Source organism: Micromonospora sp. NPDC005171, assembly GCF_040608575.1.
Classification (GTDB): Bacteria; Actinomycetota; Actinomycetes; order Mycobacteriales; family Micromonosporaceae; genus Micromonospora.
On the sequence record NZ_JBEXIM010000040.1, the window covers coordinates 1 to 26,276 of the forward strand.

The following is a 26,276-nucleotide window of genomic DNA, read 5'->3' on the forward strand; positions in this document are numbered from 1 at the left end:
ACAGCGAGTTCCTCGCCAACATGACCTGATCCGCGGGGCCGACACGCCCGAGGGGGCGTTCTGGGGGTGTCGGGCCCGTTCGGGCGTCGCCAGGATCAGCGGTAACCGGCGGTCACCACGCTGGCCTGCACGGCGTTCTCGGTCGCGTCGGACGGATAGCCGGCGACCATCGCCCCCTCGTAGAAGGTGCCGGCGCTCAGGTTCGCGCCGCCGTCGGGCTTGCAGCAGTCACCGCCACTGCCCAGGATGATCGCGCCCTGCTTCTTCATCGGGCTGTATCCCGGCGGGAGCGAGCCGTCGTACAGCGTGTAGAGGCTGCCGACCTGGGCGTCGCTGCCCTTGATGGCGAAGCGGGTCGTGCCGTTGTTCTTGAGCGTCGCGGTGACGAACTTGCTGGTGAACGCGCGTTGGTTCGGGTTCCAGGAGCTGCTGCCGCCCGGGAAGAGACCCCATTCGAGGTCGGCCTGCACCCAGGGTCCGCTGCCGGAGCAGCCGCCGAACCAGCACTGCTTGCTGAAGTTGATGGCGTCCATCGCCCCGGCGGCGTCGGCCTTCCTGGTCGTCTCGCTGTTGCCGTAGTCGAAGCAGCAGCCGCTGTTGACGTGGGTCCCGCTGGTCACCATGTACATGCCCTCGGGCGCCGCGCCGGTCGGGACGCCGGTGAGGTGCCCGTCGCGCCAGTAGCTGTTGCCGGGGTTGATGTAGAGCGAGTACGCCTTCGCGCCGCCCACGGTCAGCGACTCCGAGGTCGCGATCGCCGGCTTGCTCTGCGGCGAGCCCGGCACCACGCTCGACCCCTGGTACCAGAGGTCGTTCCCACGCCCGGACTGGTCGAAGACGACAGTGATCACGCAGGTCGTGCCGGAGCAGAACGAGTCCTGCGTCGCCGCGTTGGCGGTGCCGCCGGTCCCCGTGAGCCCGATGTTGCGGGTCGTGTTGTCCGACGAGCGTCGGACCTGGTAGAGGTTGCCGGCGTACGTCTCGTAGAGCGCCCGCGTGGTGCTGTGCGCCGCGATGCACGGGGTGCCGCCGGAGGCGTAGATGTCGCACGGGCGCGCGCCGGTCGGCGGGTTGGTCGGCGGCGGCGTGGTGGTCGGCGAGGCCCACTGCTGGTTGGCGCCGCCGTTGCAGGCCCAGAGGATGATTTTGGTGCCGTTCGCGGTGGCGGCGCCGTTGGCGTCGAGGCACAGCCCGGACTGCACGCCGGTGATGGTGCCGTTGCTGTTGACGTTCCACTGCTGGTTGTTCTGGCCGTTGCAGTCCCAGATGATCGCCTGGGTGCCGTTCGTGGTGCCCCGGTCGGAGGCGTCCAGGCACTTGTTGCCGTACACCTGGAGTTGCCTGGTCGACGTCCACGTCCAGGTCTGGCCGGCAGTGCCGTTGCAGTCCCAGAGTTGGGTCTGGGTGCCGTTTGTGGTGCTCGAGTTGGGCACTTCGAGGCAGCGGCCGGACGGCGTACCGACGATCGGGGTGCTCTGCCCCGGCACGATGGCGGCCTCGGCGATCGGCGACGGGGCACCGGGGGTGGCGCCGATGCCGACGAGAGCGCCGACCAGCGCAGCCGCCAGGGCGGTCAGACGTCGGGCGCGATGACGTCTCGGGATGAGATCACGGGCTTTGCCTGGCCCGGTGGGGGACGGGGTTCGCACGAGGTGGCTCCTCGGAGTCGTGGAAGCGCGGTGGGGGTGTCGACGCGTCACGAGGGTGGTGGCGGTGGCGAATCGATTCGGAGCGAATCGTATGACCTTTGTTTAATTCATGTCAATGAATGCGGTGGCGAGGTGGCGCGCTGGCCGTTGGGCAGACGGCCAGCGCACCCACCTCCTCAGGGACGCCTACCGCCCCAGGAGCCGCCACGTCTGGTTCAACGGGCTGCCCTGGTTGACCGCCCTGCAGGTCCACTGATGGACCAGCGCGCCGGCCGCCGTGGAGACGGCGTTGACATCGACGCACTTGCCACTGTGCCGGGCGACGAGTTGGTAGTCGTGCGAGTCGTTGCCCGAGTAGGTCACCTTGCGCAGCGTGAACTGCTGGTTGAGACCGTTCAGGCAGGTCCACTGGTGCACGGCCGCGCCGTCGGCGGTGGACACTCCGCTGACGTCGAGGCACTTGCCACTCTGCTGGTTGACCACCGTGTAGGTGTTGGCCACGCCGGCGACCGGGCGGAAGTCCCAGAGCTGCTGGTCACTGCCGTCGCAGTAGTTCTGCTGTTGGACGTTGCCGTCGGCGGTGCTCAGGCCGGGGTTGTTCAGGCACTGCTGGGAGTGTTGGGCCACCGCCACCGACTGGAAGCCGCCGTCCGAGGGGGGCAGCAGCGTGACGGTGTAGGTGTCGTTCTGGTTGGTGTACGGCAGGGTCACTGTGGCGTTGTTGTTGGACACCCCGACCACGCTGTTCGAGACCGTGACCGGCCCCGCCACGGCTCCGCCACCGTCGTGCGGGATGCGCTGGGTGAGCACCCGGACCTGGTTGTTCTGCACGATGCCGCTGGTGGTGTCCAGGCGTTGCAGGTTGACGGTCAGGTTCCCGGTGGTACGACCACCGCCGATCAGCACCTTCGCCACTCCCGCCGTCTTCGTGGCGTACGCGTCGTACGACTGACTGGGGGTCACCGCGACGATCTCCCCGACCTGGGACGCGTAGTAGCGGTAGTTCCACCACTCGCCCTTGGGCTGGTGCTGGCCGGCCGAGTTGCGGATCAGCAGGTTGCCGAGGTCGTTGTGCAGGCTGCCGCCGCTGGCCCAGTTCGCCCGCAGGCCGTCGGCCCGGGCCCGCTCCAGCCGTGCGATGTACCAGGCGCCGTCGGCCGGGTTCTGCTCGTCGGGCGCGCCGTACTCGTTGATCTGGTACGGACGCGGGTGGGCGATGCCGCGCGGGTCGAGGGTGGCGTTGGCGGCGTTGACGTTCGCGACCGGGTCACCGGGCAGCGAGTGCCAGCTGATGATGTCCGGCACCGTGTTGGTCGAGCGGACAAAGTCCAGGTACTGGTTCCAGAAGGCGTGTGTGGTCGACGGTACGCAGGCACAGCTCGGCCCGACGATGAGCTGGCTGGGGAACTCCGCCCGGATGCGCTGGTAGGTCCGGCGCCACAACTCCAGGTACTGGGAGATCGGCCGGTTCCAGAAGATGGTGATGTTGGGTTCGTTCCAGATGTCCCACTGCACCGACAGCCCGGACGCCCGGACGTCGTTGATCAGGCGGGTCAGGAAGTTGTCGTAGTCGGTCCAGTTGCCGTTGTCACCGGGGAAGCGGGAGATCCCGGCCCCGTCGGCGCCCCAGAGGTCGTGCGGCAGGATGATGAACTTCCCGCCGAGGGCGGTGGTCCGACGCGCCTGGGCGAGCGTGGAGTTCCAGCGCCGATCGTAGGTTCCGCCGACCCAGCCACTCCCCGGCAGCTGCGCGCCGCCGGCGCGCATGTACTGGAACTTGACGTCCCGGTAGAAGTGGTCGGCGGGACCGCTGGCGTTCTCGGTCATGCCGTAGATCCAGCCGGAGGCGCGGTAGGTCGGCGCACCGTTTGTGGTGGCGAAGTTGACGCTTATCGACTCGTCTGCGGCCTGGGCGGGGGACGAGACGACGGTGACGGCGGCAGCGGCGGCGAGCAGGCCGACGACGAGTCGGGCCACGAACACACGGGCTCGTCCTGACCTGCTGCGGGACGGGGTTTTCACGGGCGGCTCCTTGGTGGGGCGCGGGGGACGCTCTCCGGAGGGCAGCGCTTGCGAATCGATTCGCACGGATCGTAGGACCGGAGACTGAACCGTGTCAATGAAGTAACGGCGCGATGACGCCCGTGTTGCCCAGCAATCCTCCCCGCGCGGTCAACTGACTCTTGACCCCCGGGTACGGCCAGACCTATCTTCGGGCGAACCGATTCGTCGAATCGATTCGCCTCATGGTTGGACTGGTCCAACCCGCGACGATCACCCCGCACACCCCACCTGACGATCGATTTGAAGTGAGGCAACACATGACCGGACTCAGTCGTCGGCGGCGCCTGGCCGCCGTCGCCGTGATAGCTCTCGCCGCAGTGACAGGCAGCGCCTGCTCGTCGTCTACCGACGGCCCGGCCGACGGCGGCGCCTACCTCGTCTGGGACCCGTACCCGCAGTTCGCCGACGACTCCGAGTGGGTCGCGCTGCTCAAGAAGTGCGGCACCTCCGCGGGGGTGACGGTCGAGCGAACCGGCTACGACACCACCGACCTGACCAACAAGGCGCTGCTCGCCGCCCAGCAGGGAAACTCACCGGACGTGCTGATCGTGGACAACCCGGTCATCTCGACCCTGGCCGAGGCTGGCGCCCTCACCACCACCGACGACAACAAGCTGGACGTCTCCGCCATGGAGAAGAACCTCCTCGGCGCCGGCCAGAGCGACGGCAAGACCTACGGGGTGCCGATCGGGGCGAACACCCTCGCCCTCTACTACAACAAGGATCTGCTCACCGCCGCCGGCGTCGATCCCGCCGCCATCAAGGACTGGACGTCACTGACCGCGGCACTGACCAAGGTCAAGGCCAAGGGCAAGAAGGGCATCACCTTCTCCGCGATCGGCACCGAGGAGGGCAGCTTCCAGTTCCTGCCCTGGTTCTGGGGCTCCGGAGCCCAGCTGACCAGCCTCGACTCACCGCAGGCGGTGGCCGCGCTGACGCTCTGGACCGATTGGCTCAAGCAGGGTCACGCACCGAACTCCGTCATCAACAACACCCAGACCACGAGCTGGCAGGAGTTCGCCACCGGCGACTACGCGTTCGCCGAGAACGGCACCTGGCAACTGGCCAACGCGGAGAAGCTCGGCTTCTCGTACGGCACCATCGCGATCCCGGCCAGCGCGGGCGGGCCGGCCCCGGCGCCCACCGGTGGTGAATTCGTCTCCATTCCGGTGCAGAAGAACACCGGCCGGTACGAGACCTCGCAGAAGCTCGTCGCGTGCCTGACCAACGCCGACAACCTCCTCACCACTGACACCACGCTCTCCTACGTCGCACCCGTCGCCGCCGTCCAGGAGCGACAGGCGACCGCCGACCCCAAGCTCAAGGTCTGGGTGGAGGCGGTCCGGGCAGCCAAGGGCCGCACCGGTGACAACCTCGGCACGAAGTACCCGAAGATCTCCGAGTCCCTGTGGACCGCGGTGCAGTCGGCCCTCAGCGGCGGAAAGTCGCCACAGGCGGCGCTGACCGCCGCGCAGACCGCCGCCACGACCAGGTAAGCGATCCGAACCGACACCATGCCCTCCACTACAGAGACCTCCACCGCCGTACGAGAGCAGGGTGGGGCGGCGACCGCCGCCCCACCCGGGCCTCCCCCGTCCCGTGCCCGCCGGCCCAGCCGATGGTGGGCGTGGGGCTTCCTGGCACCCGTGACCGTCTACCTGGCGGCCTTCTACGCCTACCCGCTCTACCGCAATGTCGAGTTGAGCCTGCGGGAGTACACCGTCCGCTCGTTCGTGCAGGGCGGGGCGCCCTTCGCCGGCCTGGACAACTACCGGACCGTGCTGACCGACCCGGCATTCGGGCCGACGCTGACGCACACAGTGGTCTTCACCGCGGCCTCGCTCGCCTTCCAGTTCACCATCGGCATGGCCCTGGCCCTCTTCTTCCACCAGCACTTCCCGCTGTCGCGCACGTTGCGGGCGCTGATCCTCGTACCGTGGCTGCTGCCACTGATCGTCTCGGCGTCGACCTGGTCGTGGTTGCTCAACAGCGACTCGGGGCTGGTCAACGCGGCGCTCGGCGTCGTCGGGGTCGACCCGGTCAACTGGCTCACCTCGCCGGGCTGGTCGCTCACCTCGGTGATCATCGCGAACGTCTGGATCGGCATTCCGTTCAACCTGGTCGTGCTCTACAGCGGCCTGCAGGCGATCCCGACCGAGATGTACGAGGCGTCCGCGCTCGACGGCGCGACGGGGTGGCAACGGTTCTGGGGGATCACCTTCCCGTTGCTGCGTCCCGTCTCCCTGATCACGCTGCTGCTGGGGCTGATCTACACCCTGAAGGTCTTCGACATCATCTGGATCATGACGAAGGGCGGGCCGACCGGCTCCTCGGCAACGCTCGCCACCTGGTCGTACCGGCTCGGCTTCGGCAACCTGCTGCCCGAGTTCGGCCCGGGCGCGGCCATCGGGAACCTGCTCATCGTGCTGGCCCTGATCGCCGGTCTCCTGTACATCCGGATCGAGCGGAGGCAGCAGCTGCGATGACCACCTCAATGCCTCGGGCCTGGTGGAAGACCGGAGTCGGCCTGGTGCTGACCGGGCTGATGCTCTTCCCCGTCTACTGGATGATCAACGTGTCCTTCACCCGGGACCAGGACATGCGGGCCACTCCCCCACACCTGTTCCCCACCAACGGCACCCTGGACGGCTACCGGGCGGTGTTCGACCAGCAGTTGCCGTACCTCGGCACCAGCTTCCTGGTCGGTATCGGCACTGTGGCGCTGACCGTGGCCCTGGCCGCCCCGGCCGGCTACGCGCTGGCGAAGCTCCGGCCACCCGGCGGGCCGGCGCTGAGCTTCGTGCTGCTGATCGCGCAGATGATCCCGGGGATCATCATGGCGATGGGCTTCTACGCCATCTACCTCACCCTCGGCGTCCTCAACACGCTGCCCGGCCTGATCCTGGCCGACACCACGCTCGCGGTGCCGTTCGCTGTCCTGATCTTCACTGCCTTCATGTCCGGCATCCCCGACGAACTGCTCCAGGCCGCCGTTGTCGACGGCGCAGGTCGACTGCGGACCTTCTGGTCGGTAGTGCTGCCGGTCAGCCGCAACTCGATCGTCACTGTGTCGCTCTTCGCGTTCCTGTGGTCCTGGTCGGACTTCATCTTCGCCTCGACCCTGGCCGGCGGCAGCGACCACCAGCCGATCACCCTCGGCATCTACCACTACATCGGCAACAACAACCAGCAGTGGAACGCCATCATGGCCACCGCCGTCGTCGCCTCGATCCCCGCCGCAGTGCTGCTGGTCCTGGCCCAGCGGTACGTCTCGATGGGCGTGACCGCCGGCGCCGTGAAGGACTGACCATCCGCGGCGGTCCAGGACTGACCACCCGCACCACAGAAAGGCACCCGCCACCCATGACCGTCGCCCCGTCCGGTCCGGAGTTCGGAATCCAGGACATCCCGTTCAGCTACCGAGGATCCTGGTTCAACATCTCCCCGGTGGTAGCCGAGAAGACGTACGCCGACGATCTGCACCTGGTCTCCCACCAGACCGGGCTGCACCCCGTCCTACGGCTCACCCCCGCGGTCGCCGGCACCACTGTCGTCGCCACACCCGCGCTGCTGACCTGGCGCAACGGGGCCGACCGGATCGAGGCCGTCTACGACGGGCCGGACACCCTGCGGATCCGGGGCCACCGGCTCGGCCTGCGCGTGGCCGCTGCCGCGCACACCCTCACCCCGTTCAGCGGCACCTACCTGTACGCCGACCCGGTCGACGGATCACACGTGTTCACCTCGTACGAGACAGGTCGCCGCTATCGGATCACTGTGCTCTCCGGCGCTCTGTCGCGGACCGACGGCACCCAGGCGCTCGGCACCGCCGACCGGTCCCTGGACCTTCCCGGCGACCAGCCCTGGGAGATCGCGATCGAGGAGTACGCCACGGCGCGCCGTCCGTACGCCCGATCCGTCACCTTCGAGCAGTTGTGCCGCGACCGGATCGCGGAGTTCACCGCGTTCGTCGACGCGATCGCGCCCTGGCGCGGTCCGGAGACGCCGGCCGCCGAGCTGGCCGCATACGTCCTGTGGTCGGCCACCGTCGCTCCGGCGGGCTTCGTCACCCGGCCGGCCGTCCTGATGTCCAAGCACTGGATGGACAAGGTGTGGAGCTGGGACCACTGCTTCAACGCGATCGCCCTGGCGGGCGGCGAGCCGGAGCTGGCCTGGCACCAGTTCCAGTTGCCCTTCGACCACCAGGACGAGGCCGGCGCCCTCCCCGACTCGGTCACCCACTCCGAGGTCCTGCACAACTACGTCAAGCCCCCCATCCACGGCTGGGCCCTGCGTCACCTGCGCCGACGCCTTCCTCAGCCACCGGACCGGGCGGCGCTGGCGCAGACGTACGACCGGCTTGCCCGCTGGTCCGAATTCTGGCTGGACGCACGGCGCGCCCCCGGCCACGACCTGCCGCACTACCAGCACGGCAACGACAGCGGCTGGGACAACGCCACCACCTTCGACGACAACCGGGTCCTGGAGACGGCTGACCTCGCCGCGTTCCTGGTCTCGCAGCTCCGTTGCCTCGCCGACCTCGCCACCGAGCTGGGTGAGCCCGCCGCCCGCTGGTCCCGGGAGGCCGACCGGATCCACGGGGCCATGCTGCGCGACCTGTGGGACGGCGAGCGCTTCCGCGCCCGTGAGCCCCGCACCGGGCACCGGCGCGGGAGCCGCAGCCTGCTCGACCTGATGCCGATCGCGCTCGGGGCCGACCTGCCGGCCCCGGTCGCCGCCGCACTGGCGCGCGGCGTCGAAGCCCACCTGACGACGCACGGGCTGGCCACCGAGCCGACCGACTCGACCCACTACCTCGCCGACGGCTACTGGCGGGGTCCGATCTGGGCGCCCTCCACGGTGCTGGTCGAGGACGGCCTGCGCCGGGCCGGGCAGACCAGGATCGCCGACGAGATCAGTCGGCGCTTCCTAGCGCTGTGCGAGAAGTCCGGCTTCGCGGAGAACTTCGACGCCGAGACCGGCACCGGGCTCCGGGACCGTGCCTACACCTGGACCGCCAGCAGCTATCTCATCCTCGCCGCCGCCCAGGAGGAACGGCGGGTCCGGGGCGGGTAGCCGGGTCGGATCAGCGGGCCCGGACCGGGCCGGTGCTGGAACGCAACGAGATGGGCGGACTGTAGAGGCGGTGTCGTGGCACGGCGCCAGGAGCCGCGATGATCTCCAGCAGCAGCGACACCGCCTCGGCGCCCATCTCGACCATCGGCACATCGGCGGCGGTCAACGGCGGGCGGAAGTCCTCCGCCCAGTGCTGCGCGGCGACTCCGGTGACGGAGAAGTCGCGTGGCACTGACAACCCGGCGCCGGTCAACGCGCGCTGCATCCCGGGGAGTGCGGCCTCGTTGATGGTGGCCACCGCCGTGACCTCCGGGTGCGTCGCGAGCAACTGCTCCATACACGCCTCGCCGGAGGCGGTGTCGTCGCCGCTGCAGACCTCCACGCCGGTCAACCCCCGCTCCGCCGCCGCCGCACGGAAGCCGGTCAGCGCGCGATGGCTGGGGCCGTATCCGGCGGCCACCAGCTCGGCGGACCGGTTCACGAGTGCCACGTGCCGGTGCCCCAGGTCGGCCAGGTGCTGCACGCACCGGGCGATCAGCCCGGCGTAGTCGATGTCGATCCAGCTCATCCCGTGCGGCTCGGCGGTCCGGCCGATCGTGACGAATGGCAGGCCAGCCTTGGTCAGCCGGGTCACCCGGTCGTCCGCCAACCGGATCTCCATGAGGACCACACCGTCCACCCGACGCCCGGTGACGATCCGCTCGAACGACCGGTCATGGTCGCCACCGGAGGGGGACAGCAGCACGTCGAGGTCATGGCGGGCGGCGGCCTCGACGACGCTGGCGACGAAGCCCAACTGCATGTCGGTCAACCGCTGGCTCGCCGGCGGGATGACCAGCCCGAGGGTCCGGGTGCGCCCCTCCTTGAGAGCGCGGGCGCTGGCGTTCGGCCGGTAGTCCAACTCGTCGATGACCGACTGGATCCGTTGCCGGGTCGCCTCCGACACGCTGCGTTTTCCGCTGAGCACGTAGGAGACGGTGCTGCGGGACACCCCCGCCCGGCGAGCGATCTCCCCGATGTTCATCAATCGCCCTCGAATCGATTTTTGCCCCGACACGGGGACGCACCTTGCTCCGCTGACCAGCATATCCGTCCTCAGGCTCATCGATCGATGACCAACGCGTGCCACCTAGCGCCAATAGATGGACGCCCATTAATGTCACAGGTATGACGTGTGACGTCAATTACTCCGCCACACCCCACCCCCACCACGCACTGGAAAGGATCTGATGAATGTGAGGAGAAAGCTGGGTCGCCTGGTGGCCGCCGCCGGGACCCTCCTGGTCCTCGTCGTCGGCGCTGGCGTCTACGTGGTCTCGGACGCCCCGGGCGTCGCCCACGCCGCCGGCACGGGTCCGTGTGACATCTACGCCTCCGGCGGCACGCCGTGCGTGGCCGCGCACAGCACCACCCGCGCGCTGTACGGCGCGTACAACGGCCCGCTCTACCAGGTCCGACGATCGTCGGACAACACCACCCGCGACGTCGGCGTGCTCAGTGAGGGCGGCTACGCCAACGCCGCCACCCAGGACACGTTCTGCGCCAACACCACCTGCGTCATCACGATCATCTACGACCAGTCCGGCCGCAACAACCGCCTCACCCAGGCGCCCCCCGGCGGCTTCGCCGGCCCCGCCCCCGGCGGTTGGGACAACCTCGCCGACGCGAAGGCGGCGCCGGTCACCGTCGGCGGGCAGAAGGCGTACGGCGTCTACATCGCCCCCGGCACCGGCTACCGCAACAACAACACGAACGGGGTCGCGACCGGCGACCAGCCCGAGGGCATCTACGCGGTCGTCGACGGCACGCACTACAACCAGTGGTGCTGCTTCGACTACGGCAACGCGCAGACCAACAGCCTCGCCGACGAGCGCGCCATCATGGAGACCGTCTACTTCGGCGCCAACAAGCAGTGGGGCTACGGGGCGGGGGCCGGCCCCTGGATCATGGCCGACCTGGAGTGGGGGCTCTTCTCCGGAGTGAACGCGGGTTACAACAACATCGCGTCCATCAACCACCGCTTCGTCACGGCCATGGTCAAGGGCGAACCGAACCACTGGGCGATCCGAGGCGGGAACGCGCAGTCGGGCAGCCTGACGACCTACTTCGACGGGCCGCGCCCGAACGGCTACCACCCGATGAAGAAGGAAGGGGCCATCCTGCTCGGCATCGGCGGTGACAACAGCATCACCGGCCGCGGCACCTTCTTCGAGGGGGTGCTGACCTCCGGCTACCCGACGGCAGCCACCGAGAACGCCGTCCAGGCCAACATCAACGCCGCCGCCTACGCGCCGGCCGGTGCCGGCAACCCGCAACAGAACGTCCAGGTCGTCGGCGGCCAGTCCGGCCGCTGCATCGACGTACCGAACGGCAGCACCACGAACGGCACCCAGGTCCAACTCTGGGACTGCACCGGCAACACCGCGCAGCGCTGGACCTACACCGCCGCCAAACAACTCCAGGTGTACGGCAACAAGTGCCTCGACGCCAACGGACAGGGCACCGCCAACGGCACCCAGGCCATCATCTGGGACTGCCACGGCGGCACCAACCAGCAGTGGAACCTCAACTCCAACGGCACCATCACAGGCGTCCAGTCGGGGCTCTGCCTCGACGCCAACGGCGCCGCCACCGCCAACGGCACCAAACTCATCCTCTGGGCCTGCAACGGCGGCACCAACCAGCAGTGGTCCACCCGCATCTGACCTGGCGCAACGATCGCTCGGTCGTGCCGCCCCCGCACCGCTGCCGGGGGTGGCACGACCGGCGACCTAGTCGCGCTGGATCACCTTGGCCACCTCGCTCAGATCGTCGTTGAGCTGGTGGTCGCGCCCGGGGAGCAGGTGCAGGTGCGCCTGCGGGATGACTGTCGCGTACCGGTCGGCGTGTGGCGGTGGCGCCGTATCGTCGTGGAGGCCGTGGAACACGTGCACCGGCACCCCGGGCGGCAGTCTCGCGCCGAGGTCGGGCGGCAGCTCGAACTCGTCGCCGGCCCAGCCGCCAGGGCCGACGAACGGCGCGGCGATCAGCACGACCGCCCCGAGCGCCCGCGCGGGTGGTCGCTCGGCGAGCGTGTGGACGAGGAGCGTCCCGCCCACCGAGTGGCCCACGACGACCGCGCCGTCGGCCAGGGCCGCGATCTCCCGCCGGATGGCCGGGCCCCAGTTGGCGTAGCTCGGGTCGGCCTCGTCGGGCATGCGCGGGTAGCGGACCTCGAACCCGTTTCCGAGCTCACCGCGCAAGCTGTCGACCAGCCTGTTGTCCCATTCGTCGTGTACGCCGGCACCGGCGCCCTGGATCAGCAGGAGCTGCGGGATTCCTCTTTTCGCCACGGGGCTGTGTGCCCGGCGCGCGGGTGTGACAAACGGGCCCTTGCCCGGCACCCGGGCCGGGTAGGTTTCGGGGCTGGGCGAACAGCGGGGGTCGCATGGTCAAGGGTTGGCACGGCTGGCTCGGTACGTTCAACGGCGTCGTCCTCATCACGGTGGTCGCCCTGCCGTTGGCCGCGCTGGCGGTGTGGGCCCTGGCCCGCCGCCGCCGTGCTGCCGGCACCACGTCGGCCTGGCGGACGTCGCTGGCCGACGTCGGCATCGTCTACGGCACTGTCCCCTGGGTTTGGATGATCATGTTGCCGGGTGACCAGGCCGGCGCCGTCTCCGGTCGGGTGACAGTGGTGCCGCTGCGCGACCTGCTCACGATCTTCTCCGACGGGGGGCCGCTGACGGCGACGGTCCAGGTGGTCGGCAACCTGCTGGTCTTCGCGGCCCTGGGGTTCTTCGCCCCGCTGCGGTTCCCGGCGCTGGCGTCGGTACCGCGGATCCTGGTCCTCGCGGCCGGCTGCTCGGTCCTGGTCGAGACCGCCCAGTACGTCCTGCGACTGGACCGGGTGTCGTCGGTGGACGACGTCCTGCTCAACGCCGCCGGTGCCGGGCTGGCGGCGCTGGCGTCCCGCCGCTGGTGGCGGGTCACGCCCGACACGCCCACGGATCGCCGACCTCAACCGGCCCCGGCCGCGGGACGATGAGCGCCCGAGACGGTAGCCATGGTGGCCCACGCGCGCGGAGGTCCACCCGATCGACCGCGGACGAAGCGCGGCTGCCACCCGGCTACCATCCGCTGGTGATCGAGGAACTGATCAGGAGAGCGGCGGACGAGGACGACGACGCGATCGAGGAGTTGACCGAGATCGGTGCCGCCGATCCGGCGAGACTGTCGCCGTACCACGGGACCCTGCTCGACCTCGATCTGCTGTGGCCAGCGACGTTGTACCGGGCGGCTAACGCCGACGTGGTCGGCCGGGTCGTCGAGCAGATCGACGGCGGGCGGACGCCGGACCGACTCAACCATCTGCTCCTCATCCTGGCCCACAGCGCGCACCCGCTCGCCGAGCACGCCCTGCGTCGCTGGTCGACACAGCCGCCGCCCGGTGCGGAGGACCTGCACGTGGGTGTGCTGAGCTATGCGGTCGAGGGCGGTTGGACGATCGGCCCGGACGGCAAGCGCCGCGACCTGTGCGCTGACATCGCGTACCGGTGGGTCATGCGGGACGCGCCCGCGCCGGCGGACCGACCCGCCTGCCCCTGGTGCGCGTCACCCCTCTGGGTCGCCGCCGACCTGGACACCACCGACCCCGCGATCCACGCCGCGCTGGCGCACACCGGCTGGTCCGGTCGCCTGGTCATCGAAACGTGCCACTTCTGCGCCTGCTACACGACGTTGTACAGCCGGGTCACACCGTCCGGCGCCACCGAGTGGTGGGCTGACAACACCCGTCCGAGCTACCTGGGCGGTGACGCCGGGCCGGAGAATCCGCCGACGCTGCTCCCGGTTCCTGGGCCGGCCCTAACGAGCCCGTACCAGGCCAGCGCCTGGAATCAGTGTGGCTCGACCCTGGGCGGCCGGCCCGACTGGATCCAGGACGCCGAGCACGCCGACTGCCCCGGCTGCGGGGAGCCGATGGACTACCTGGGTCTGATCGGCGGCGCCGACCTGGACGAGGTCGGCGAGGGCGCCTACTACCTGCACCTGCACCAGCCGTGCGGGTTCGCCGCGGTGAACTACCAACAGAGCTGACCCTTCGATCAGGTCGACGGCTTTGCCAGCCGTTCCAGCCGCTCCAGCCGGGCCAGGCCAGCCCAGCCGCGCTCACGCATCAAGTCCAGCAGTCGCTCCACCCGCGGGTCCGCCTCGACGGCCAGCGCGTCCAGAAGGTCGAACGGTAGATCGTCCTTCCCCACCTCACCGAGGTCGATCTCACCGGAGCGGTACGCCTGCTCGGCGAGGCCGGCCAAGATGTCGGCGGCCTCCACCAGCCGCGCGTCGTCGCCGGTGTCGCTCTCGAAGATCTCCGACAGGATCCGGTAGAGCCGAACGAGCTGCGGGTCGTCGAGCTGCGCGATCTTGCCGGGCATCCATTCGTGGACGCGGTCGGGCCAGCGAGCGGCCATCAGGATCCAGCCATCCCGCTCACCCGCCACCACCCGCTCGGCGACGCCAATGTCCCGGAGCCGGTCGAGGTAGGTGATCACCTCTGGTGGTAGCGCCAGACGATCCCCGGCGGCGAGTTGCGCGATCTGCTTCCGGCTCGCCTCCAGTCGTGCGATCTCGTCGCCCAGTTGCCTGTCGATCTCCTCGACCGCGCCCGCGAAGGTCGACGCGTCGGCCTCCAGCAGCTGACCGATCCGGGACAGCGGCACACCGGCGTTGGCGAGAATCCGGATCCTGATGAGGGACACCACAGCCGCGGCGCCGTACCGCCGGTAGCCCGAGGTGTCCCGCCCGGGCTCCGGCAGCAGGCCGATCTGGTGGTAGTGCCGCACCGCCCGCACCGTGACGCCGACGTACGCAGCGAGTTGACTGATCGTCAGCATGCTCTGATCCTGCCCCTACCTCACCCAGCCCTGGCCGAAACCGGGTCAGGAGATCTTGCGGCGGTAGGTCAGGTTGGCGAACAGGTAGGCCGCCACGAGGATGCCGACGCACCAGGCGAGGGCGGTCCAGATGCCTGACCCGACCGGCTTCTGCGCGAACACGTCTCGGATCGCGTTGACGATGGCGGTCACCGGCTGGTGCTCGGCGAAGGCGCGCACCGGGCCGGGCATCGACGCGGTGGGCACGAAGGCCGAGCTGACGAACGGCAGGAAGATCAACGGGTACGAGAACGCGCTCGCGCCGTCCACGGACTTGGCGGTGAGGCCGGGGATGACGGCGATCCAGGTCAACGCCAGGGTGAACAGCACAAGGATGCCGGCCACGGCGAGCCAGCCCAGCAGGCTCGTGCCGGTGCGGAAGCCCATCAGCAGGGCGACGAGGACGACGACCACCAGCGAGATCTGGTTGGCGACCAGCGAGGTCAGCACGTGTGCCCAGAGCACGGAGGACCGTGCGATCGGCATGGACTGGAACCGTTCGAAGATGCCGCCCTGCATGTCGAGGAAGAGCCGGAAGGCGGTGTACGAGATGCCCGAGGCGATCGTGATGAGCAGGATGCCGGGGAGCAGATAGTTCACGTACGAGTCGGAGCCGGTTTCGATCGCGCCGCCGAAGACGTAGACGAACAGCAGCATGAAGGCGATCGGCATGATCGCTGTCGTGATGATGGTGTCCGGACTGCGGGCGATGTGCCGCAGCGAGCGTCCCAGGAGGACCGCGGTGTCACCGAGGAAGTGCTTGTTCATCGCTGTTCCTTCTCTGCCTTGGCACCAACGAGGGTGAGGAAGACGTCCTCAAGGGTGGGCTGCTTCTCGACGTACTCGACCTCGGCGGGTGGCAGGAGCTGCTTGAGCTCGTTGAGGGTGCCGTTCACGATGATCCGTCCCTCGTGGAGGATCGCGATCCGGTCGGCGAGTTGTTCCGCCTCGTCGAGGTACTGCGTGGTGAGCAGCACCGTCGTCCCACCACTGGCAAGTTCCTTGACCGCCTGCCACACCTCGATGCGCGCCTCCGGGTCCAGCCCGGTGGTCGGCTCGTCGAGGAAGATGACCGGCGGGTTCCCGATCAGGCTCATCGCGATGTCGAGGCGGCGGCGCATGCCACCGGAGTACGTCCGCACCTTCCGGCTGCCCGCCTCGGTCAGCGAGAAGCGCCTCAGCAGGTCGTCGGCGATCGTGCCTGGCTTCTTGAGGTGTCGCAGCCGGGCAACCAGGACCAGATTCTCCCGCCCGGTGAGGATCTCGTCGACCGCCGCGAACTGCCCGGTGAGGCTTATCGACTGCCGTACCTCGGCGGCCTGGGTCGCCACGTCGAAGCCGACGACCCGGGCCGTGCCGCCGTCGGCCCTGAGGAGCGTGGCCAGGATCTTCACCACTGTGGTCTTGCCGGCCCCGTTCGAGCCGAGCAGGGCGAAGATGCTGCCGCGCGCCACGTCGATGTCGACGCCGCGCAGCACCTTCAACTGCTTGAACGACTTCTCCAGGCCGCGCACATGGATCGCGGATTGCCCGGGCTGAGCTGTTGGTTGCGAATTGCTCATGACGGCAGCATGGAGGGTTGACGCAGCGTCAAGGTCAAGCCCGCGTGCCGCCTGCCTCAGTCGGGCTTCGGTCGGGACCGCAGGTGACGCATCTGGGTGTGGCTGAGGTCGTGCGCCCGGGTCATGTGGCGCGTGATCACCTCAACTCCTCGTCGGTGTGGTCGTCGAGGAGTGCCTGCCAGGACTGGCCGAGGTCGTCCCAGACCGCACGTCGTCGTCGACCGGGTAGACCTCCGCACCGCACGCGCTCCGGTCGGAAGCCTCGCGACGGTCCCGGCAGGCCCGGCGACGCGTGAGCGACCCTGATTCTTCACTCCGATGTCACCGCCCGATCCCACGGGTGACGCGTCGCTGTCCGCCCGAAGGGGTTGGCTGCCAGTCGTCGCACTTGCCTTGACCAGGAGCTGATCCACGTGCCTTCCTCTCGTCGTACCTTCCTCGCCAGCGGCGCCGCCGCCGGCGTCGGCCTTGCCGTCGCGGGCGGCCTGCCGTCCCTGGCCCAGGCCAGCCCGGCCCGGCCGCACCCGCCGGTGAAGCCCGGTAACGTGCCCTTCCCGCCGCTCGTGGACGACCCCAGGGGAATCCTGGCCCTGCCCAAGGGCTTCAGCTACACCGTGGTCACCCGGACCGGTGTCACCAAGCTCGACCGCGGCCAGGGCACCACCCCGTCGGACCACGACGGCATGGCTGTCTACGACGCCGGCCACGGTCGGTACACCCTGATCCAGAACCACGAGATCGACCCGGGCGCCGAGTTCGGTGTACCCCACGTCAAGGGGACGGTCTACGACGCGGGCGCCGTCGACGCCGGCGGTTGCACCGTGATCAAGACCGACCTCGCGGGCCGCAACCTGGGTGAGTTCGTGGCGCTCTCCGGCACCATCTCCAACTGCGCCGGCGGGCCGACCCCCTGGGGCACCTGGCTCACCTGCGAGGAGACCGAGGACCGGGCCGGCGACAAGTGGGAAGAGGGCGGCCGGTCCGGCGTCTACCAGAAGGACCACGGCTACGTTTTCGAGGTGTGGGCCGACGGCAGCGCCGACCCGAAGCCGATCAAGTGCCTGGGCCGCTACTCCCACGAGGCCCTGGCCGTCGACAAGGACCGCACTCGGATCTACCTCTCCGAGGACGCCGACGAGCCCAACGGTCTCTTCTACCGCTGGACGGCGCCAAACGGCGTCAAGCTGGGCCCGGGCGTGCTCACCCGCCTCGCACCGAACGCCGGTGTCCTCGCCGCGATGCAGATCATCATGGATGACGGTTCGGTGCTGCCGGACGTCGCGTACCTGACCTCCGCGCAGCTGGGCCGCCCCTTCCCGGTCCGCTGGATCGAGGTGCCGGACCGCGACGCGCGCACCAAGTCGGTGCGCGAGCAGTTCGCCGACGGCCAGGTCACCCGCGGTCGCAAGTTCGAAGGCGTGTGGGCCACCGACGAGGGCGTGTACGTGGTCAACTCGTACGCCTGGGACGAGGGTGACCTGCCGGCGGACGCGACGCCGCACGACGGAATGGTGTGGTTCTACAACTACAAGAACCAGACCATCCAGCTGGTGACGTACTTCCCGCACCAGACCCAGTCCGAGGAGGGTGCGGCGGTCAAGTACACCGACCTCACCTTCGACGGCCCGGACAACGTGACGGTCACCCCGTGGGGAAGCCTCGTGCTCGCCGAGGACGGCACTGGCGCCTCGCACGTGCTCAGCACGATCCCCGGTGGGCCCACGTACGCGATCGCCCGCAACCAGCTCAACGACTCGGAGTTCTGCGGGCCGACCTTCAGCGCGGACGGCAAGGTGCTCTTCGTCAACATGCAGGACCCGGGCCTCACCCTGGCCATCACCGGCCCGTGGGAGAAGTACCTGGGCTGAGCGAGCCCGAAGGTGGGGGGCCGGGCGACCTCGCCTGGCCCCCACCAGGCTCGGCCGCGGTCAGGAGACGCGCGGCAACGCCAGCCAGTCCTGCCAGGCGATGTCACGGCCCAGATAGCGGGGCTGGCGGAACGGCCAGTCCACGGCGATCCACCGCGGCACCAGCGCGTCGACAGCGGTCTCGACCTCGCTGCCCACCAGGTCGTCCACCACCCACCAGCAGACCTCACCGTCGGAGCCGGTGCGCTCCGGCGGGTCGATGTACACGCAGCCGAGGATCGCCGTCTCCCCCTCGTCCAGCAACGCGTAGTTGAACGACTGGTGCGCGGCTATCTCCTTCTCGTGCCGCAGCAGGTCGACGCGGTCCTCTTCGTAGGTCATCGTCGCGCTGGGCCACGCCCAGGCTGGGCCGAAGATCTCCCACAGGCGCTCGCGGGAACCCATCACGGCGGGGTAGTCGAGCGGGGTGTCCGCCTCGCGGATCGGCCGCAGATGCAGCGTGGTGTCGGGCACCGGAACGTAAACGGGGTGGACGAACTCATCGGGCAGCCAGGTCATGAGGGCCGAGGCTACCGCCGACAGACGCCCGGTCACCTAGGCGAGACAGAACTCGTTGCCCTCGACGTCCTGCATGTTGAGGCACGACTCGTTCACACCGTCCGCGAGCAACAGCTGCCCGCGTACCGCGCCGAGCCGGATCAGTCGCGCGCACTCGGCCTCAAGGGCGGCCAGGCGCTCGTCGCCCACCAGCCCGGTGCCGACCCGCACGTCGAGGTGCAACCGGTTCTTGACGACCTTGCCCTCGGGCACCCGCTGGAAATACAGTCGCGGGCCCACCCCCGACGGGTCACTGCACGCGAACCACGCACCCCGTTCCTCGGGCGGCTGCTCGCGACTGAAGTCGTCCCAGCTGGCGAACCCCTCCGGCAGCGGCGGCGGGACGTACCCCAGGGCCTCGCACCAGAAACGACCGACGCGCTCAGGATCGACGCAGTCGAAGGTGACCTGAACCTGCTTGACCGACATCCCCTCACCCTATGGGTCGTGCCGCCGCTGATCTCCGTACCCCCTGGTCGTCGCCCAGTGCGTGTAGCCACCCACAGACTTGACCCGATCACTCGTCATGGTGTGGCGTCTGCCCGAGGCGCCGGTCCCGCAGACCGGCGGTGATCCAGGACGGGCCCGCAGGGATCTCACTCCACCTTGGTGAGGAGCGGTTTGCCCTTCTCGACGACGTACGTGGCCAATTCGACAGCGATACCGTCGCCGACATTGCGTGCCTGGTGGTGCACACCGTAGGGGACGGTCAGCGCGTCACCGGGGTTGCACACCTTGGGCGGCTGCCCCTCAAGCCGATATTCCAGCGTTCCTTGCAGCACGCAGATGATTTCCTCGCCAGGGTGGAGATGCTTGAACGGCGGAGAATCCGGCGTGAACTCCACCCGGGCCTGAATGACCTCCCGGCCGGGAATGCTCAGGTCGTGCCGTTGCAGATCGATCCGCCACAGCCCCGGTGCCGACTCCACAGCTGTGGGGCTGATCCCCTCGGGTCGATCCGTGCTGCTCATGACGGCCTCCTGTAAGCCGTCGGGCCGACGGCCACCACTCGGATTGGTGCATCTCCGTCGAGGATAGGTAGCCGCAGGCGATCAGGGGTGCGGATGCCGACACGGGCGGCCGATTCCGCGAAGCCGGCCGGTTTCCGGCACCTCGGCAGCAACGATGATCGTCACCGGTACGAGGTGCTCTCGGCGCCCCTTCGCGACCGACCCAGACGGGGTAGCCCGATCCCCCAGCGGCCTGCGCCAGCTGAGCTCACCGACGTCCCAGCAGCCCTCGTTCGGTCAGGTGGGCGCGCAACGTCTCGGCGTCCCCGGCGGACATCAGCCAGCGCGGGATCACGGTCGCCGGCATCCGGCCGACGTACACGACCCAGAAATCTCCGACGTCTCTCACCTGGTCGACCCCGTCCCACGCGATGCCACCGGACTCGGAGCCGCTGCGCATCATGATGTTGTCATCGGTGATGTCGTAGGCGCCCTCGACGGCGTAGCGACCGGAGCGGCGTCGGGCGCGCGCCAGCACCCACGGCCGGTAGAGCATCGACAGCACGCCGGCAACCACCAGCGCGGTCCACAGCGGCGAACTCCGCTCGCCCCACCCGAACCCTCGCGAGACGACGAGGCCGATGACCCCGACCGCCGCCAGGCCCGCTCCGATGTAGCCGAATCTGCGTAGCCGAACGCTGCCGAGCGCGGCGGCCACCCGGCCCGGGTAGGCGGGATCGGCGGGGACCTCAAAGCGGATGTGCACGCCAGAACGATAGTGCTCTCGTCCGCCCCTGATAGCGGCTTACCGCCGCCCCGCCGGACGAGGACATGCCGGGCCGCGCCGTCGCGCCTGGTCAGGATAGACCAGACACTGACACTTTTCGTTACGCCAGTGATAGATGATGACGTGGACTCCCACGCTTTGCAGCTCGGTGGCGAACGTTTCCGCCTCCGGGCAATGGCTGCCAGGGCCTCATCATCGAGGTGCGTGACGTTCAGGCCAGGGGAGATCCGGCGACCGGGTCGAGCAGCAGTTCCTCGACGTTGACGATGTCGCTGACGTCGAAGCCGTGCATGTCCGCCGCCAGTTCGGGGCTCGCCAGGTAAGCGGTGGTGAATTCGGCGGGGTCGGTGCCCTCCCGGAACGAGAGCAGGGCGATCAAGCGGTGCGCGCCGGCCTGGTGATCGGTCCAGAAGCCGTGCACGGTGACGCCGAACGAGGGCATGCTGGTGAGATGCCGCGGCCAGTGCACGGTGGCGTACTGCTGGAGCGCTTCTGTCGTGCGCAGGGTGTAGATCCTTATCTGATACATGATCGGATTCCGTTCGGGTGTGGGGTCAGTTGAGGATGCTCAGGCCAGGGTCAGGACAGCCGCGCCCTGCAGCACTGCCCGCAGAACGATGGTGCTGTCGCAGTTCCGTTGCAGGGCGCGGGCATCAGCCGGGGTTCGTGGGCGTCGGCGGCCGCGGTGAGCGTGCGGTTGATCGGTGTTAATCCGCAGGTGGAGGGAAGGCCGCACGACAAGCACCACCAAGGTGGCTGCGGCGGGTGGCCGCCTTGGTGGTGCGGCCGGCCACCGCGGAGATTTTGACGCATACTCGGCGCCGCGCGGTAGAGCTACGCCCCTGTGGCGGCTGTCTTGGCGGCCTCGATTGCCGAGTTGAAGTCGGGGTTGGCCCCGATTTGAGCGAGCAGCACATTCGCTGCGTTGTAACAGTCGAACCTTTCGATTTTTCCGTCACGGAGATGCCAGAGATCCGCCGTTGGCACGTCGATCCGGTTACCGGTCGGCGGAATTTCGCCGACTGGGGTCGGGAACCTGCCGAGATGCGTTCCCTGAATTCGGAGTTCGACGGCAACGACATCACCAAGCGCATGCACTTCGAGTAGCTCACGGTGGACGTCGGGAAAAACGCTGGCGAAGCCCGTCAGCGCCTGAGGAATCTGGTCCCCGCGGAAGGTTTGCGAATTCGGCACGTCGTTGAACGCCCCGTCCTCGGTGAACAAGGCGCGAAAACCGTCTCCATCGAGGACGTTCCCTTCCGACAGCCGGTATGCCTCGCGAACAACCTCTTCGTTACTTTTCACTTCTGCTCTTCCTTGATGCTTGGTGTCTACAGGAAATGAGTTGCTGCCGTCCGGCAGGAGTCAAGTGGCGACGCCGTCTCCCAGGTCGACGACGCCTCCGTCGTGGTCTCACTGATGCGCGCCCAACCAAGCTAGCAGGTTTTTGACCGGACGGTCAACAACGTAAGCTTGCTCACATGCCTCGTCCCCGCAAGTTCCTCGAAAGCGATGTCGTCAGCAGCGCTAGTGGGGTGTTCGCCGTGCACGGCCTTGCCGCTGCGACACTGGATGACCTGGTACGGGCGACCGGTCTGGGGAAACAGAGCTTGTACAACGCGTTCGGCGGGAAGCGGGAATTGTTTCTCCGGGCGCTCTCCGAGGATCGGGAGGTCATCGGCCATTTGCGGACGTCGGCGCGCCACCCGCTTCGGCTACGGTCCGTGATGCGCGCCGGCCGCGGCCGGCGCGCGGAGGGAGAACTCGCCCCGAACGAATACGCGAGTCTGCCAGTTGATCGAGTCGCTCGGCGGGTCGGTGCCCCGGCACCGGCCCACCGGCGGTGCGCGACGGCCCGACGGATAGGGAACACTGGCGGGCATGTCTGATCTGAGCGATGCGAAGGCCGCGCTGCACGCCTACCTGCGGGAGAACCGCGAAGACCTCATCTGGAAGCTCGACGGGCTCAGCGAACGCGAAGTCAGACTGCCCCGCACGGCGACCGGCAACAACCTGCTGGGCCTTCTCAAGCATTGCCTCAATGTCGAAGCCGGCTACTTCGGGCCGACCTTCGGCCGCGAATTCCCGACGCCTGACGAGCTGGTCCCGATGGCGGCGTTCGACGATGACCCCCAGGCCGACTGGTACGCCGGGGAAGACGAGACGAAGGACGGCCTGATCGACCTGTATCGCCGGGTCGGCGCGTTCGCCGACCAGACGATCGACCAGCTGCCGCTCGACGCGCCGGGGCAGGTGCCGTGGTGGCGGCCAGGTGGGCAGGACGTGACGCTACAGCGGATCATCATCCACGTGACCTGCGATATCGCCCGTCACGCCGGGCACGCCGACATCATGCGCGAACAGCACGACGCGGCGATCGGCCTTCGGCGGGACAACACCAACGTTCCCAACGACTACGACTGGCCGGCATACGTCAGCAAGCTGACGAAGCTGGCCGACTACTTCGCATGATCGGGAAAGCTGTCGGCGTGCCAGACGACCTCAACCAGATCGAGGCGGCGTTCCTGGGCACGCCACTGGCCGGCCTGCCGATCGGGCCCGGCCCGTCGGGCACCATCCTCGTCGCCGACGTCGACCCCGGCCGTCTGCACGAGGTCTGGCAGGCCGCCGAGGCGCTGGCGCCGGTCATCGGACGCCGGCCCGTCATGGTCACCGACGACTTCGACGACGCGTTGACGATCCGGCCCGAGCCGACGTCGGGTCCGTCGGAGTCGGAGCTGCGCGCGTTCGCCGAGGCGGCGGCGTCTTCCGAACCGTGGCTGACCCTGCGCCACTACAGCGAGGACCAGCAGGTCGACGAGGACGAGTACGAGTTCTGTGCGCGTGGCACCACCGGCATCGACCTGACCGCCCTGGTGTCGGATGTGGTGCTGCCGACGCCGCTCCCGGCGCTGCAGCGGGCGCTGTACGACCGACTGCTCGCCGACGCCGACCTGCACCACCGGGTGCTCGAACGCGTGCGGCTCGTGACGCGGACCGACTACTGGTACACGCCGGACAGCGTCCTGCTCATGTTGCTGCCCACCAGCGACGTCCGCAGCTCGGCGTACTGGGTGGACTTCTACGGTGCGCTCACCCGGGAGGATCGGCAGATGGTCGGCGAGGTGCTGGCGCAGTGGCGGCACCGGTGGGACGCCCGCCTGGTCGCGTCCTGGGGCACCATGCTGCAGTTTCAGGTGGGGCGTCGCCCAACGTCCACAACCGGCCCTGACCGACCGACGACGCGGCCCTCGTCGCCGCGCCCCGGCACGCGGCGGGCGCGACGGGTTACACCAGCGGATACCTCGCTATCGTGGTTGCTCGGTCGCCGACCTCGCCGTCTGCGTGACTCCTTCCTGCCGCAGTTCGAGGCGGTAACGCTTGTCGTCGGCCCGCAGGAACCGGACCTCCAGATCGAGGCCCGGGTGCCGGTAGCTGCCGTCCGGGTCCGCCAGGAGGACAACCGGTTGCTGGGCAGCCGCGGCGAAGGTCAGCTGGTCGTCGGTGACCGCGATGTCGATCGGGTAGTCGTCGCGCAGGAGGTACCGGCCCGTGACGTCGGCAGGCGGCGCGGGGGTGATCCTCGTGGTGGCGTACCGACGGTCCGCGGCGGCGCGGATGCTGACCAGCAACTCCCAGCCGTCCTCGGAGTTGGTCATCGCCGCGACCGCGGTGCCGCTGTCGGGCCACACGTAGGAGAAGCAGGTGTAGCCGACGTTCAACCCGGTGTGCCCGAAACGCCGACGCCCGGGCTGGTCGTGCAGCTCAGTGCCGAGACCGTAGCTGCCGCCGGGCATCTGCGGTGTCCACATCTGGGTGGCCAGGTCGCGGTCGAGCAGCTTCGAACCTCCCGCGACTGCTCGGGCGACTTCAAGGTCGAGCCGGAGCAGGTCGGTCGGGGTGCTCCACAGTCCAGCCGCAGCCAGCTCCGGCTGTGTTCGCCAGCCGCCGGGGACCGTGGTGCCGCCGCCGTGGTGCCCGTACGCCACCTGATCCGGTCGCTGGTACGGAAACTGCTGGTTGAAGCTGCTGTCGGCCATGGCCACCGGCTCCAGCACCAGAGTGCGCAGGAGATCCTCGAACGGGGTCCCGGTCGCGTCCACCATCAGCTGCTGGAGCACCGAGTAGTGGCTGCCCGAGTACCGGAAACGGCTACTTGGCAGCAGTGTCGGCCGAACCGGTGGCGTTGTCGTCGCGCCGCTGCCGTCCAGGACCTGCAACAGCGACGGGGCACGCTCGCTGGCGTAGCCGCGGTACCAGGTGTCGGACAGCCCGGCAGTGTGCGCCAGCAGTTGTCGTACCGTCACTCCCTGATGGTTGTCGCGTCCGGGTAGGTGCCACGAGGTGAGGTACTCGCCGATGTCGGCGTCGAGATCCAGGACACCGGCCTGGACCAGCAGCAGTGCGCCGAACGCCGCGACATGCTTACTGATCGAACAGGCCGCGAAGGCGGTGCTCGGGGTGACCGGCGTCGACGTCCCGGCAGCCAGAACGCCAAACCCCGTCGCCCGGACCTGCCCGCTCACGTGGCCGACGGCGATGCTGACCCCCGGCACGTCATAGCTCCGCATCAGCTCGGGCAACGCCACCGTGTCAGGTGAGAGCCGCCCGGACGACACCTGTCGGTCAAGCCGGCCCAGCAACGAGACCCAGTCCTGAGGTAGATCCACGTCCTCCACGACGTGGATTCTCGACCGCACGACCCGGTGGATCAACTCTCGTCAACAGGTGGAGTTCGTGACGGTACGAGAAACCCCGCGGATCAGATCGAGCGGTTCTTCGGTCCAGTGGGAGACGAGGACGAGTTCCCGGGCCGGATCGACCCACAGCAGGTGTCGCCCGCCGTTGCCCCGGGCGCTGCGACCGGTCGCCGGGGCCCCAGGCCACGGCACCTGCTCATCGTTGAGCCACCACAGATAGCCGTACTCCCGTTTGACCGGGCAGGGAGCCCAGGACTGGTCGACCCACTCGGCGCTCAACAGCCGGGCCCCGGCATGGGTCCCTCGGTCCAGGAAGAGCTGCCCGATCAGGGCCAGGTCCCGGGCTGGAACGATCAGTCCCCCGCCCCAGTGCGCGCCGCCGGAGACCACCTCGATCCGACGGCCGTCGAGGTCGACGACGCTCGTCCGGTACCCGTGCCACGACCACCGGTCGGTGGCACCCAGCGGGTCCATGACCCGCTCCCGCAGCACCTCCGGCAGCGACCGGCGAAACAGCACCGTCAGCGCGTACGCGAGCAGGTTCATCCGTACGTCGTTGTAGGCCCAGCCCTGGCCCGCGGGTGTGCCGTGCACCTCGGTGCGCTCGCGGAAGCTCTGCGCGTCAACGCTCGTCGGCTTGCCCCACAGCTCGCCCTCCCACTGGCTCGACTGCTGCAGCAGATGACGCCAGGTGATCTGCTCGTTGTGCGCTCCCCGGAACTCGGGAACGTCAACGACCTGGTGCACCGGCTGGTCCGGCACCAACAGCCCGTCGTCGAAGGCCAGGCCGGCCACCACCGACACGACCGACTTGGTGACGCTGAACGCCATCTCCGGGACGTCCGGGTCGCCCCAGGCCGCGGCCTCCCGACCCCCGACCCGGACAACGCCACTGGCCCCGCTGGCGGCAAGCAGCGGACCGACCACCTCGCGGTGACTCACGTCGGAGACCTGTGCCGCCAGGTAGGTCTCGATGTCGGCGGCGTCTCTCGTCCACCGAGCACCGAGCTCCTGGACGATTCGCTCCAGCCGCTGCTGATCCACCGACAGGTGACCCATGCCCAGCAGTGTCCAACACCCCCGGCCACCGGCAGGGCGCGAGCCCGACCCGCCA

General features: G+C 68.9%; 26 protein-coding genes. 10 read left to right on the plus strand and 16 right to left on the minus strand.

From position 1 onward, the window contains the following. Positions 1-95: 95 nt before the first annotated feature. Both ABZU74_RS28780 and ABZU74_RS28785 read right to left on the minus strand, forming a co-directional pair. The gene (locus ABZU74_RS28780) at positions 96-1,649 is read right to left on the minus strand and encodes an arabinofuranosidase catalytic domain-containing protein (RefSeq protein WP_355430194.1); all 1,554 of its coding nucleotides are present in this window, start codon (positions 1,647-1,649) and stop codon (positions 96-98) included. A gap of 186 nt (positions 1,650-1,835) precedes the next feature. Beyond that, entirely contained in the window at positions 1,836-3,671 is a 1,836-nt protein-coding gene (locus tag ABZU74_RS28785) for an RICIN domain-containing protein (RefSeq protein ID WP_355430196.1), read from the minus strand. Between the two features lie 299 nt (positions 3,672-3,970). Between ABZU74_RS28785 and ABZU74_RS28790 the strand changes: the two genes are divergently transcribed. The 4 genes from ABZU74_RS28790 (at position 3,971) to ABZU74_RS28805 (ending at position 8,789) form a co-directional block, all read left to right on the plus strand. Continuing rightward, on the plus strand, positions 3,971-5,209 hold the full coding sequence (locus ABZU74_RS28790) for an extracellular solute-binding protein (RefSeq protein WP_355430199.1): 1,239 nt from the start codon (positions 3,971-3,973) through the stop codon (positions 5,207-5,209). Positions 5,210-5,359: 150 nt separating this feature from the next. Continuing rightward, positions 5,360-6,199, plus strand: a complete 840-nt coding sequence (locus ABZU74_RS28795) for a sugar ABC transporter permease (protein ID WP_355430201.1) — start codon at positions 5,360-5,362, stop codon at positions 6,197-6,199. Continuing rightward, on the plus strand, positions 6,196-7,020 hold the full coding sequence (locus ABZU74_RS28800) for a carbohydrate ABC transporter permease (protein WP_355430204.1): 825 nt from the start codon (positions 6,196-6,198) through the stop codon (positions 7,018-7,020). Before ABZU74_RS28795 ends, ABZU74_RS28800 begins: the two co-directional genes overlap by 4 nt. A 56-nt stretch (positions 7,021-7,076) precedes the next feature. Further along, positions 7,077-8,789 (plus strand): trehalase family glycosidase, encoded by a 1,713-nt coding sequence (locus tag ABZU74_RS28805; RefSeq protein ID WP_355430207.1) that lies wholly within the window; start codon positions 7,077-7,079, stop codon positions 8,787-8,789. A 10-nt stretch (positions 8,790-8,799) separates the two neighbouring features. Here the strand turns inward: ABZU74_RS28805 and ABZU74_RS28810 are convergent, their stop codons facing one another. After that, on the minus strand, positions 8,800-9,813 hold the full coding sequence (locus ABZU74_RS28810) for a LacI family DNA-binding transcriptional regulator (protein WP_355430210.1): 1,014 nt from the start codon (positions 9,811-9,813) through the stop codon (positions 8,800-8,802). Between the two features lie 205 nt (positions 9,814-10,018). Between ABZU74_RS28810 and ABZU74_RS28815 the strand changes: the two genes are divergently transcribed. Further along, a complete protein-coding gene (locus ABZU74_RS28815; protein WP_355430213.1) occupies positions 10,019-11,494 on the plus strand; it encodes an arabinofuranosidase catalytic domain-containing protein in 1,476 nt (491 codons plus the stop codon). Positions 11,495-11,560: 66 nt separating this feature from the next. Here ABZU74_RS28815 and ABZU74_RS28820 read toward each other — a convergent pair whose 3' ends face one another. Continuing rightward, positions 11,561-12,121: an alpha/beta fold hydrolase gene (locus ABZU74_RS28820; RefSeq protein WP_355430216.1), complete on the minus strand. Its 561-nt coding sequence runs from the start codon at positions 12,119-12,121 to the stop codon at positions 11,561-11,563. A gap of 95 nt (positions 12,122-12,216) precedes the next feature. Between ABZU74_RS28820 and ABZU74_RS28825 the strand changes: the two genes are divergently transcribed. Next, the gene (locus ABZU74_RS28825) at positions 12,217-12,813 is read left to right on the plus strand and encodes a VanZ family protein (protein ID WP_355430218.1); all 597 of its coding nucleotides are present in this window, start codon (positions 12,217-12,219) and stop codon (positions 12,811-12,813) included. 95 nt (positions 12,814-12,908) lie between these two features. Continuing rightward, complete coding sequence (locus ABZU74_RS28830) at positions 12,909-13,862, plus strand: hypothetical protein (RefSeq protein WP_355430221.1); 954 nt, start codon at positions 12,909-12,911, stop codon at positions 13,860-13,862. An 8-nt stretch (positions 13,863-13,870) separates the two neighbouring features. On the opposite strand, the gene ABZU74_RS28835 is transcribed toward ABZU74_RS28830, so the two are convergent. Genes ABZU74_RS28835 through ABZU74_RS28845 form a run of 3 tightly spaced genes read right to left on the minus strand, consistent with a single transcriptional unit; the run spans position 13,871 to position 16,260 of the window. After that, positions 13,871-14,659, minus strand: a complete 789-nt coding sequence (locus ABZU74_RS28835) for a MerR family transcriptional regulator (RefSeq protein ID WP_355430224.1) — start codon at positions 14,657-14,659, stop codon at positions 13,871-13,873. 45 nt (positions 14,660-14,704) lie between these two features. After that, positions 14,705-15,466 (minus strand): ABC transporter permease, encoded by a 762-nt coding sequence (locus ABZU74_RS28840; protein WP_355430227.1) that lies wholly within the window; start codon positions 15,464-15,466, stop codon positions 14,705-14,707. Continuing rightward, entirely contained in the window at positions 15,463-16,260 is a 798-nt protein-coding gene (locus ABZU74_RS28845; protein WP_355430230.1) for an ATP-binding cassette domain-containing protein, read from the minus strand. Before ABZU74_RS28845 ends, ABZU74_RS28840 begins: the two co-directional genes overlap by 4 nt. Positions 16,261-16,673: 413 nt before the next feature. Here ABZU74_RS28845 and ABZU74_RS28850 point away from each other — a divergent pair, with 413 nt between their 5' ends. Then, entirely contained in the window at positions 16,674-18,128 is a 1,455-nt protein-coding gene (locus ABZU74_RS28850) for an alkaline phosphatase PhoX (protein WP_355430233.1), read from the plus strand. 60 nt (positions 18,129-18,188) lie between these two features. Here ABZU74_RS28850 and ABZU74_RS28855 read toward each other — a convergent pair whose 3' ends face one another. From ABZU74_RS28855 to ABZU74_RS28880, 6 genes are all read right to left on the minus strand, one after another. Continuing rightward, positions 18,189-18,686, minus strand: a complete 498-nt coding sequence (locus ABZU74_RS28855; protein ID WP_355430236.1) for an N-acetyltransferase — start codon at positions 18,684-18,686, stop codon at positions 18,189-18,191. 36 nt (positions 18,687-18,722) lie between these two features. After that, positions 18,723-19,154 carry a VOC family protein gene (locus ABZU74_RS28860; RefSeq protein WP_355430239.1) on the minus strand — a complete coding sequence of 144 codons (432 nt, stop codon included), beginning with the start codon at positions 19,152-19,154 and terminating at the stop codon, positions 18,723-18,725. 167 nt (positions 19,155-19,321) lie between these two features. Further along, positions 19,322-19,696, minus strand: coding sequence for a cupin domain-containing protein (locus ABZU74_RS28865; RefSeq protein WP_355430242.1), 375 nt, complete (start codon positions 19,694-19,696; stop codon positions 19,322-19,324). 247 nt (positions 19,697-19,943) lie between these two features. Next, the gene (locus tag ABZU74_RS28870; protein WP_355430244.1) at positions 19,944-20,441 is read right to left on the minus strand and encodes a YcxB family protein; all 498 of its coding nucleotides are present in this window, start codon (positions 20,439-20,441) and stop codon (positions 19,944-19,946) included. Between the two features lie 232 nt (positions 20,442-20,673). Next, the gene (locus ABZU74_RS28875) at positions 20,674-20,991 is read right to left on the minus strand and encodes an NIPSNAP family protein (RefSeq protein ID WP_355430246.1); all 318 of its coding nucleotides are present in this window, start codon (positions 20,989-20,991) and stop codon (positions 20,674-20,676) included. A gap of 305 nt (positions 20,992-21,296) precedes the next feature. After that, entirely contained in the window at positions 21,297-21,767 is a 471-nt protein-coding gene (locus tag ABZU74_RS28880; RefSeq protein ID WP_355430249.1) for a nuclear transport factor 2 family protein, read from the minus strand. Between the two features lie 176 nt (positions 21,768-21,943). Between ABZU74_RS28880 and ABZU74_RS28885 the strand changes: the two genes are divergently transcribed. Next, a complete protein-coding gene (locus tag ABZU74_RS28885; RefSeq protein WP_355430252.1) occupies positions 21,944-22,351 on the plus strand; it encodes a helix-turn-helix domain-containing protein in 408 nt (135 codons plus the stop codon). After that, positions 22,344-22,934 carry a DinB family protein gene (locus tag ABZU74_RS28890; RefSeq protein WP_355430255.1) on the plus strand — a complete coding sequence of 197 codons (591 nt, stop codon included), beginning with the start codon at positions 22,344-22,346 and terminating at the stop codon, positions 22,932-22,934. Before ABZU74_RS28885 ends, ABZU74_RS28890 begins: the two co-directional genes overlap by 8 nt. On the opposite strand, the gene ABZU74_RS28895 is transcribed toward ABZU74_RS28890, so the two are convergent. The 3 genes from ABZU74_RS28895 to ABZU74_RS28905 form a co-directional block, all read right to left on the minus strand. Beyond that, positions 22,922-23,425, minus strand: a complete 504-nt coding sequence (locus ABZU74_RS28895) for a hypothetical protein (protein ID WP_355430258.1) — start codon at positions 23,423-23,425, stop codon at positions 22,922-22,924. The two genes, ABZU74_RS28890 and ABZU74_RS28895, sit on opposite strands and share 13 nt — an antisense overlap. A 345-nt stretch (positions 23,426-23,770) precedes the next feature. Further along, on the minus strand, positions 23,771-25,141 hold the full coding sequence (locus ABZU74_RS28900; RefSeq protein ID WP_355430262.1) for a serine hydrolase domain-containing protein: 1,371 nt from the start codon (positions 25,139-25,141) through the stop codon (positions 23,771-23,773). A gap of 42 nt (positions 25,142-25,183) precedes the next feature. After that, positions 25,184-26,221 carry a serine hydrolase gene (locus ABZU74_RS28905; RefSeq protein ID WP_355430264.1) on the minus strand — a complete coding sequence of 346 codons (1,038 nt, stop codon included), beginning with the start codon at positions 26,219-26,221 and terminating at the stop codon, positions 25,184-25,186. Positions 26,222-26,276 lie beyond the last annotated feature (55 nt).

Excerpts from the sequence above, each read along its gene's own strand:
- ABZU74_RS28790 (WP_355430199.1), top strand. The coding sequence starts at position 3,971 with ATGACCGGACTCAGTCGTCGGCGGCGCCTGGCCGCCGTCGCCGTGATA.
- ABZU74_RS28800 (WP_355430204.1), top strand. The coding sequence starts at position 6,196 with ATGACCACCTCAATGCCTCGGGCCTGGTGGAAGACCGGAGTCGGCCTG.
- ABZU74_RS28805 (WP_355430207.1), top strand. The coding sequence starts at position 7,077 with ATGACCGTCGCCCCGTCCGGTCCGGAGTTCGGAATCCAGGACATCCCG.
- ABZU74_RS28810 (WP_355430210.1), bottom strand. The coding sequence starts at position 9,813 with ATGAACATCGGGGAGATCGCTCGCCGGGCGGGGGTGTCCCGCAGCACC.
- ABZU74_RS28815 (WP_355430213.1), top strand. The coding sequence starts at position 10,019 with ATGAATGTGAGGAGAAAGCTGGGTCGCCTGGTGGCCGCCGCCGGGACC.
- ABZU74_RS28825 (WP_355430218.1), top strand. The coding sequence starts at position 12,217 with ATGGTCAAGGGTTGGCACGGCTGGCTCGGTACGTTCAACGGCGTCGTC.
- ABZU74_RS28835 (WP_355430224.1), bottom strand. The coding sequence starts at position 14,659 with ATGCTGACGATCAGTCAACTCGCTGCGTACGTCGGCGTCACGGTGCGG.
- ABZU74_RS28840 (WP_355430227.1), bottom strand. The coding sequence starts at position 15,466 with ATGAACAAGCACTTCCTCGGTGACACCGCGGTCCTCCTGGGACGCTCG.
- ABZU74_RS28845 (WP_355430230.1), bottom strand. The coding sequence starts at position 16,260 with ATGAGCAATTCGCAACCAACAGCTCAGCCCGGGCAATCCGCGATCCAT.
- ABZU74_RS28855 (WP_355430236.1), bottom strand. The coding sequence starts at position 18,686 with ATGACCTGGCTGCCCGATGAGTTCGTCCACCCCGTTTACGTTCCGGTG.
- ABZU74_RS28860 (WP_355430239.1), bottom strand. The coding sequence starts at position 19,154 with ATGTCGGTCAAGCAGGTTCAGGTCACCTTCGACTGCGTCGATCCTGAG.
- ABZU74_RS28865 (WP_355430242.1), bottom strand. The coding sequence starts at position 19,696 with ATGAGCAGCACGGATCGACCCGAGGGGATCAGCCCCACAGCTGTGGAG.
- ABZU74_RS28875 (WP_355430246.1), bottom strand. The coding sequence starts at position 20,991 with ATGTATCAGATAAGGATCTACACCCTGCGCACGACAGAAGCGCTCCAG.
- ABZU74_RS28885 (WP_355430252.1), top strand. The coding sequence starts at position 21,944 with ATGCCTCGTCCCCGCAAGTTCCTCGAAAGCGATGTCGTCAGCAGCGCT.
- ABZU74_RS28890 (WP_355430255.1), top strand. The coding sequence starts at position 22,344 with ATGTCTGATCTGAGCGATGCGAAGGCCGCGCTGCACGCCTACCTGCGG.
- ABZU74_RS28905 (WP_355430264.1), bottom strand. The coding sequence starts at position 26,221 with ATGGGTCACCTGTCGGTGGATCAGCAGCGGCTGGAGCGAATCGTCCAG.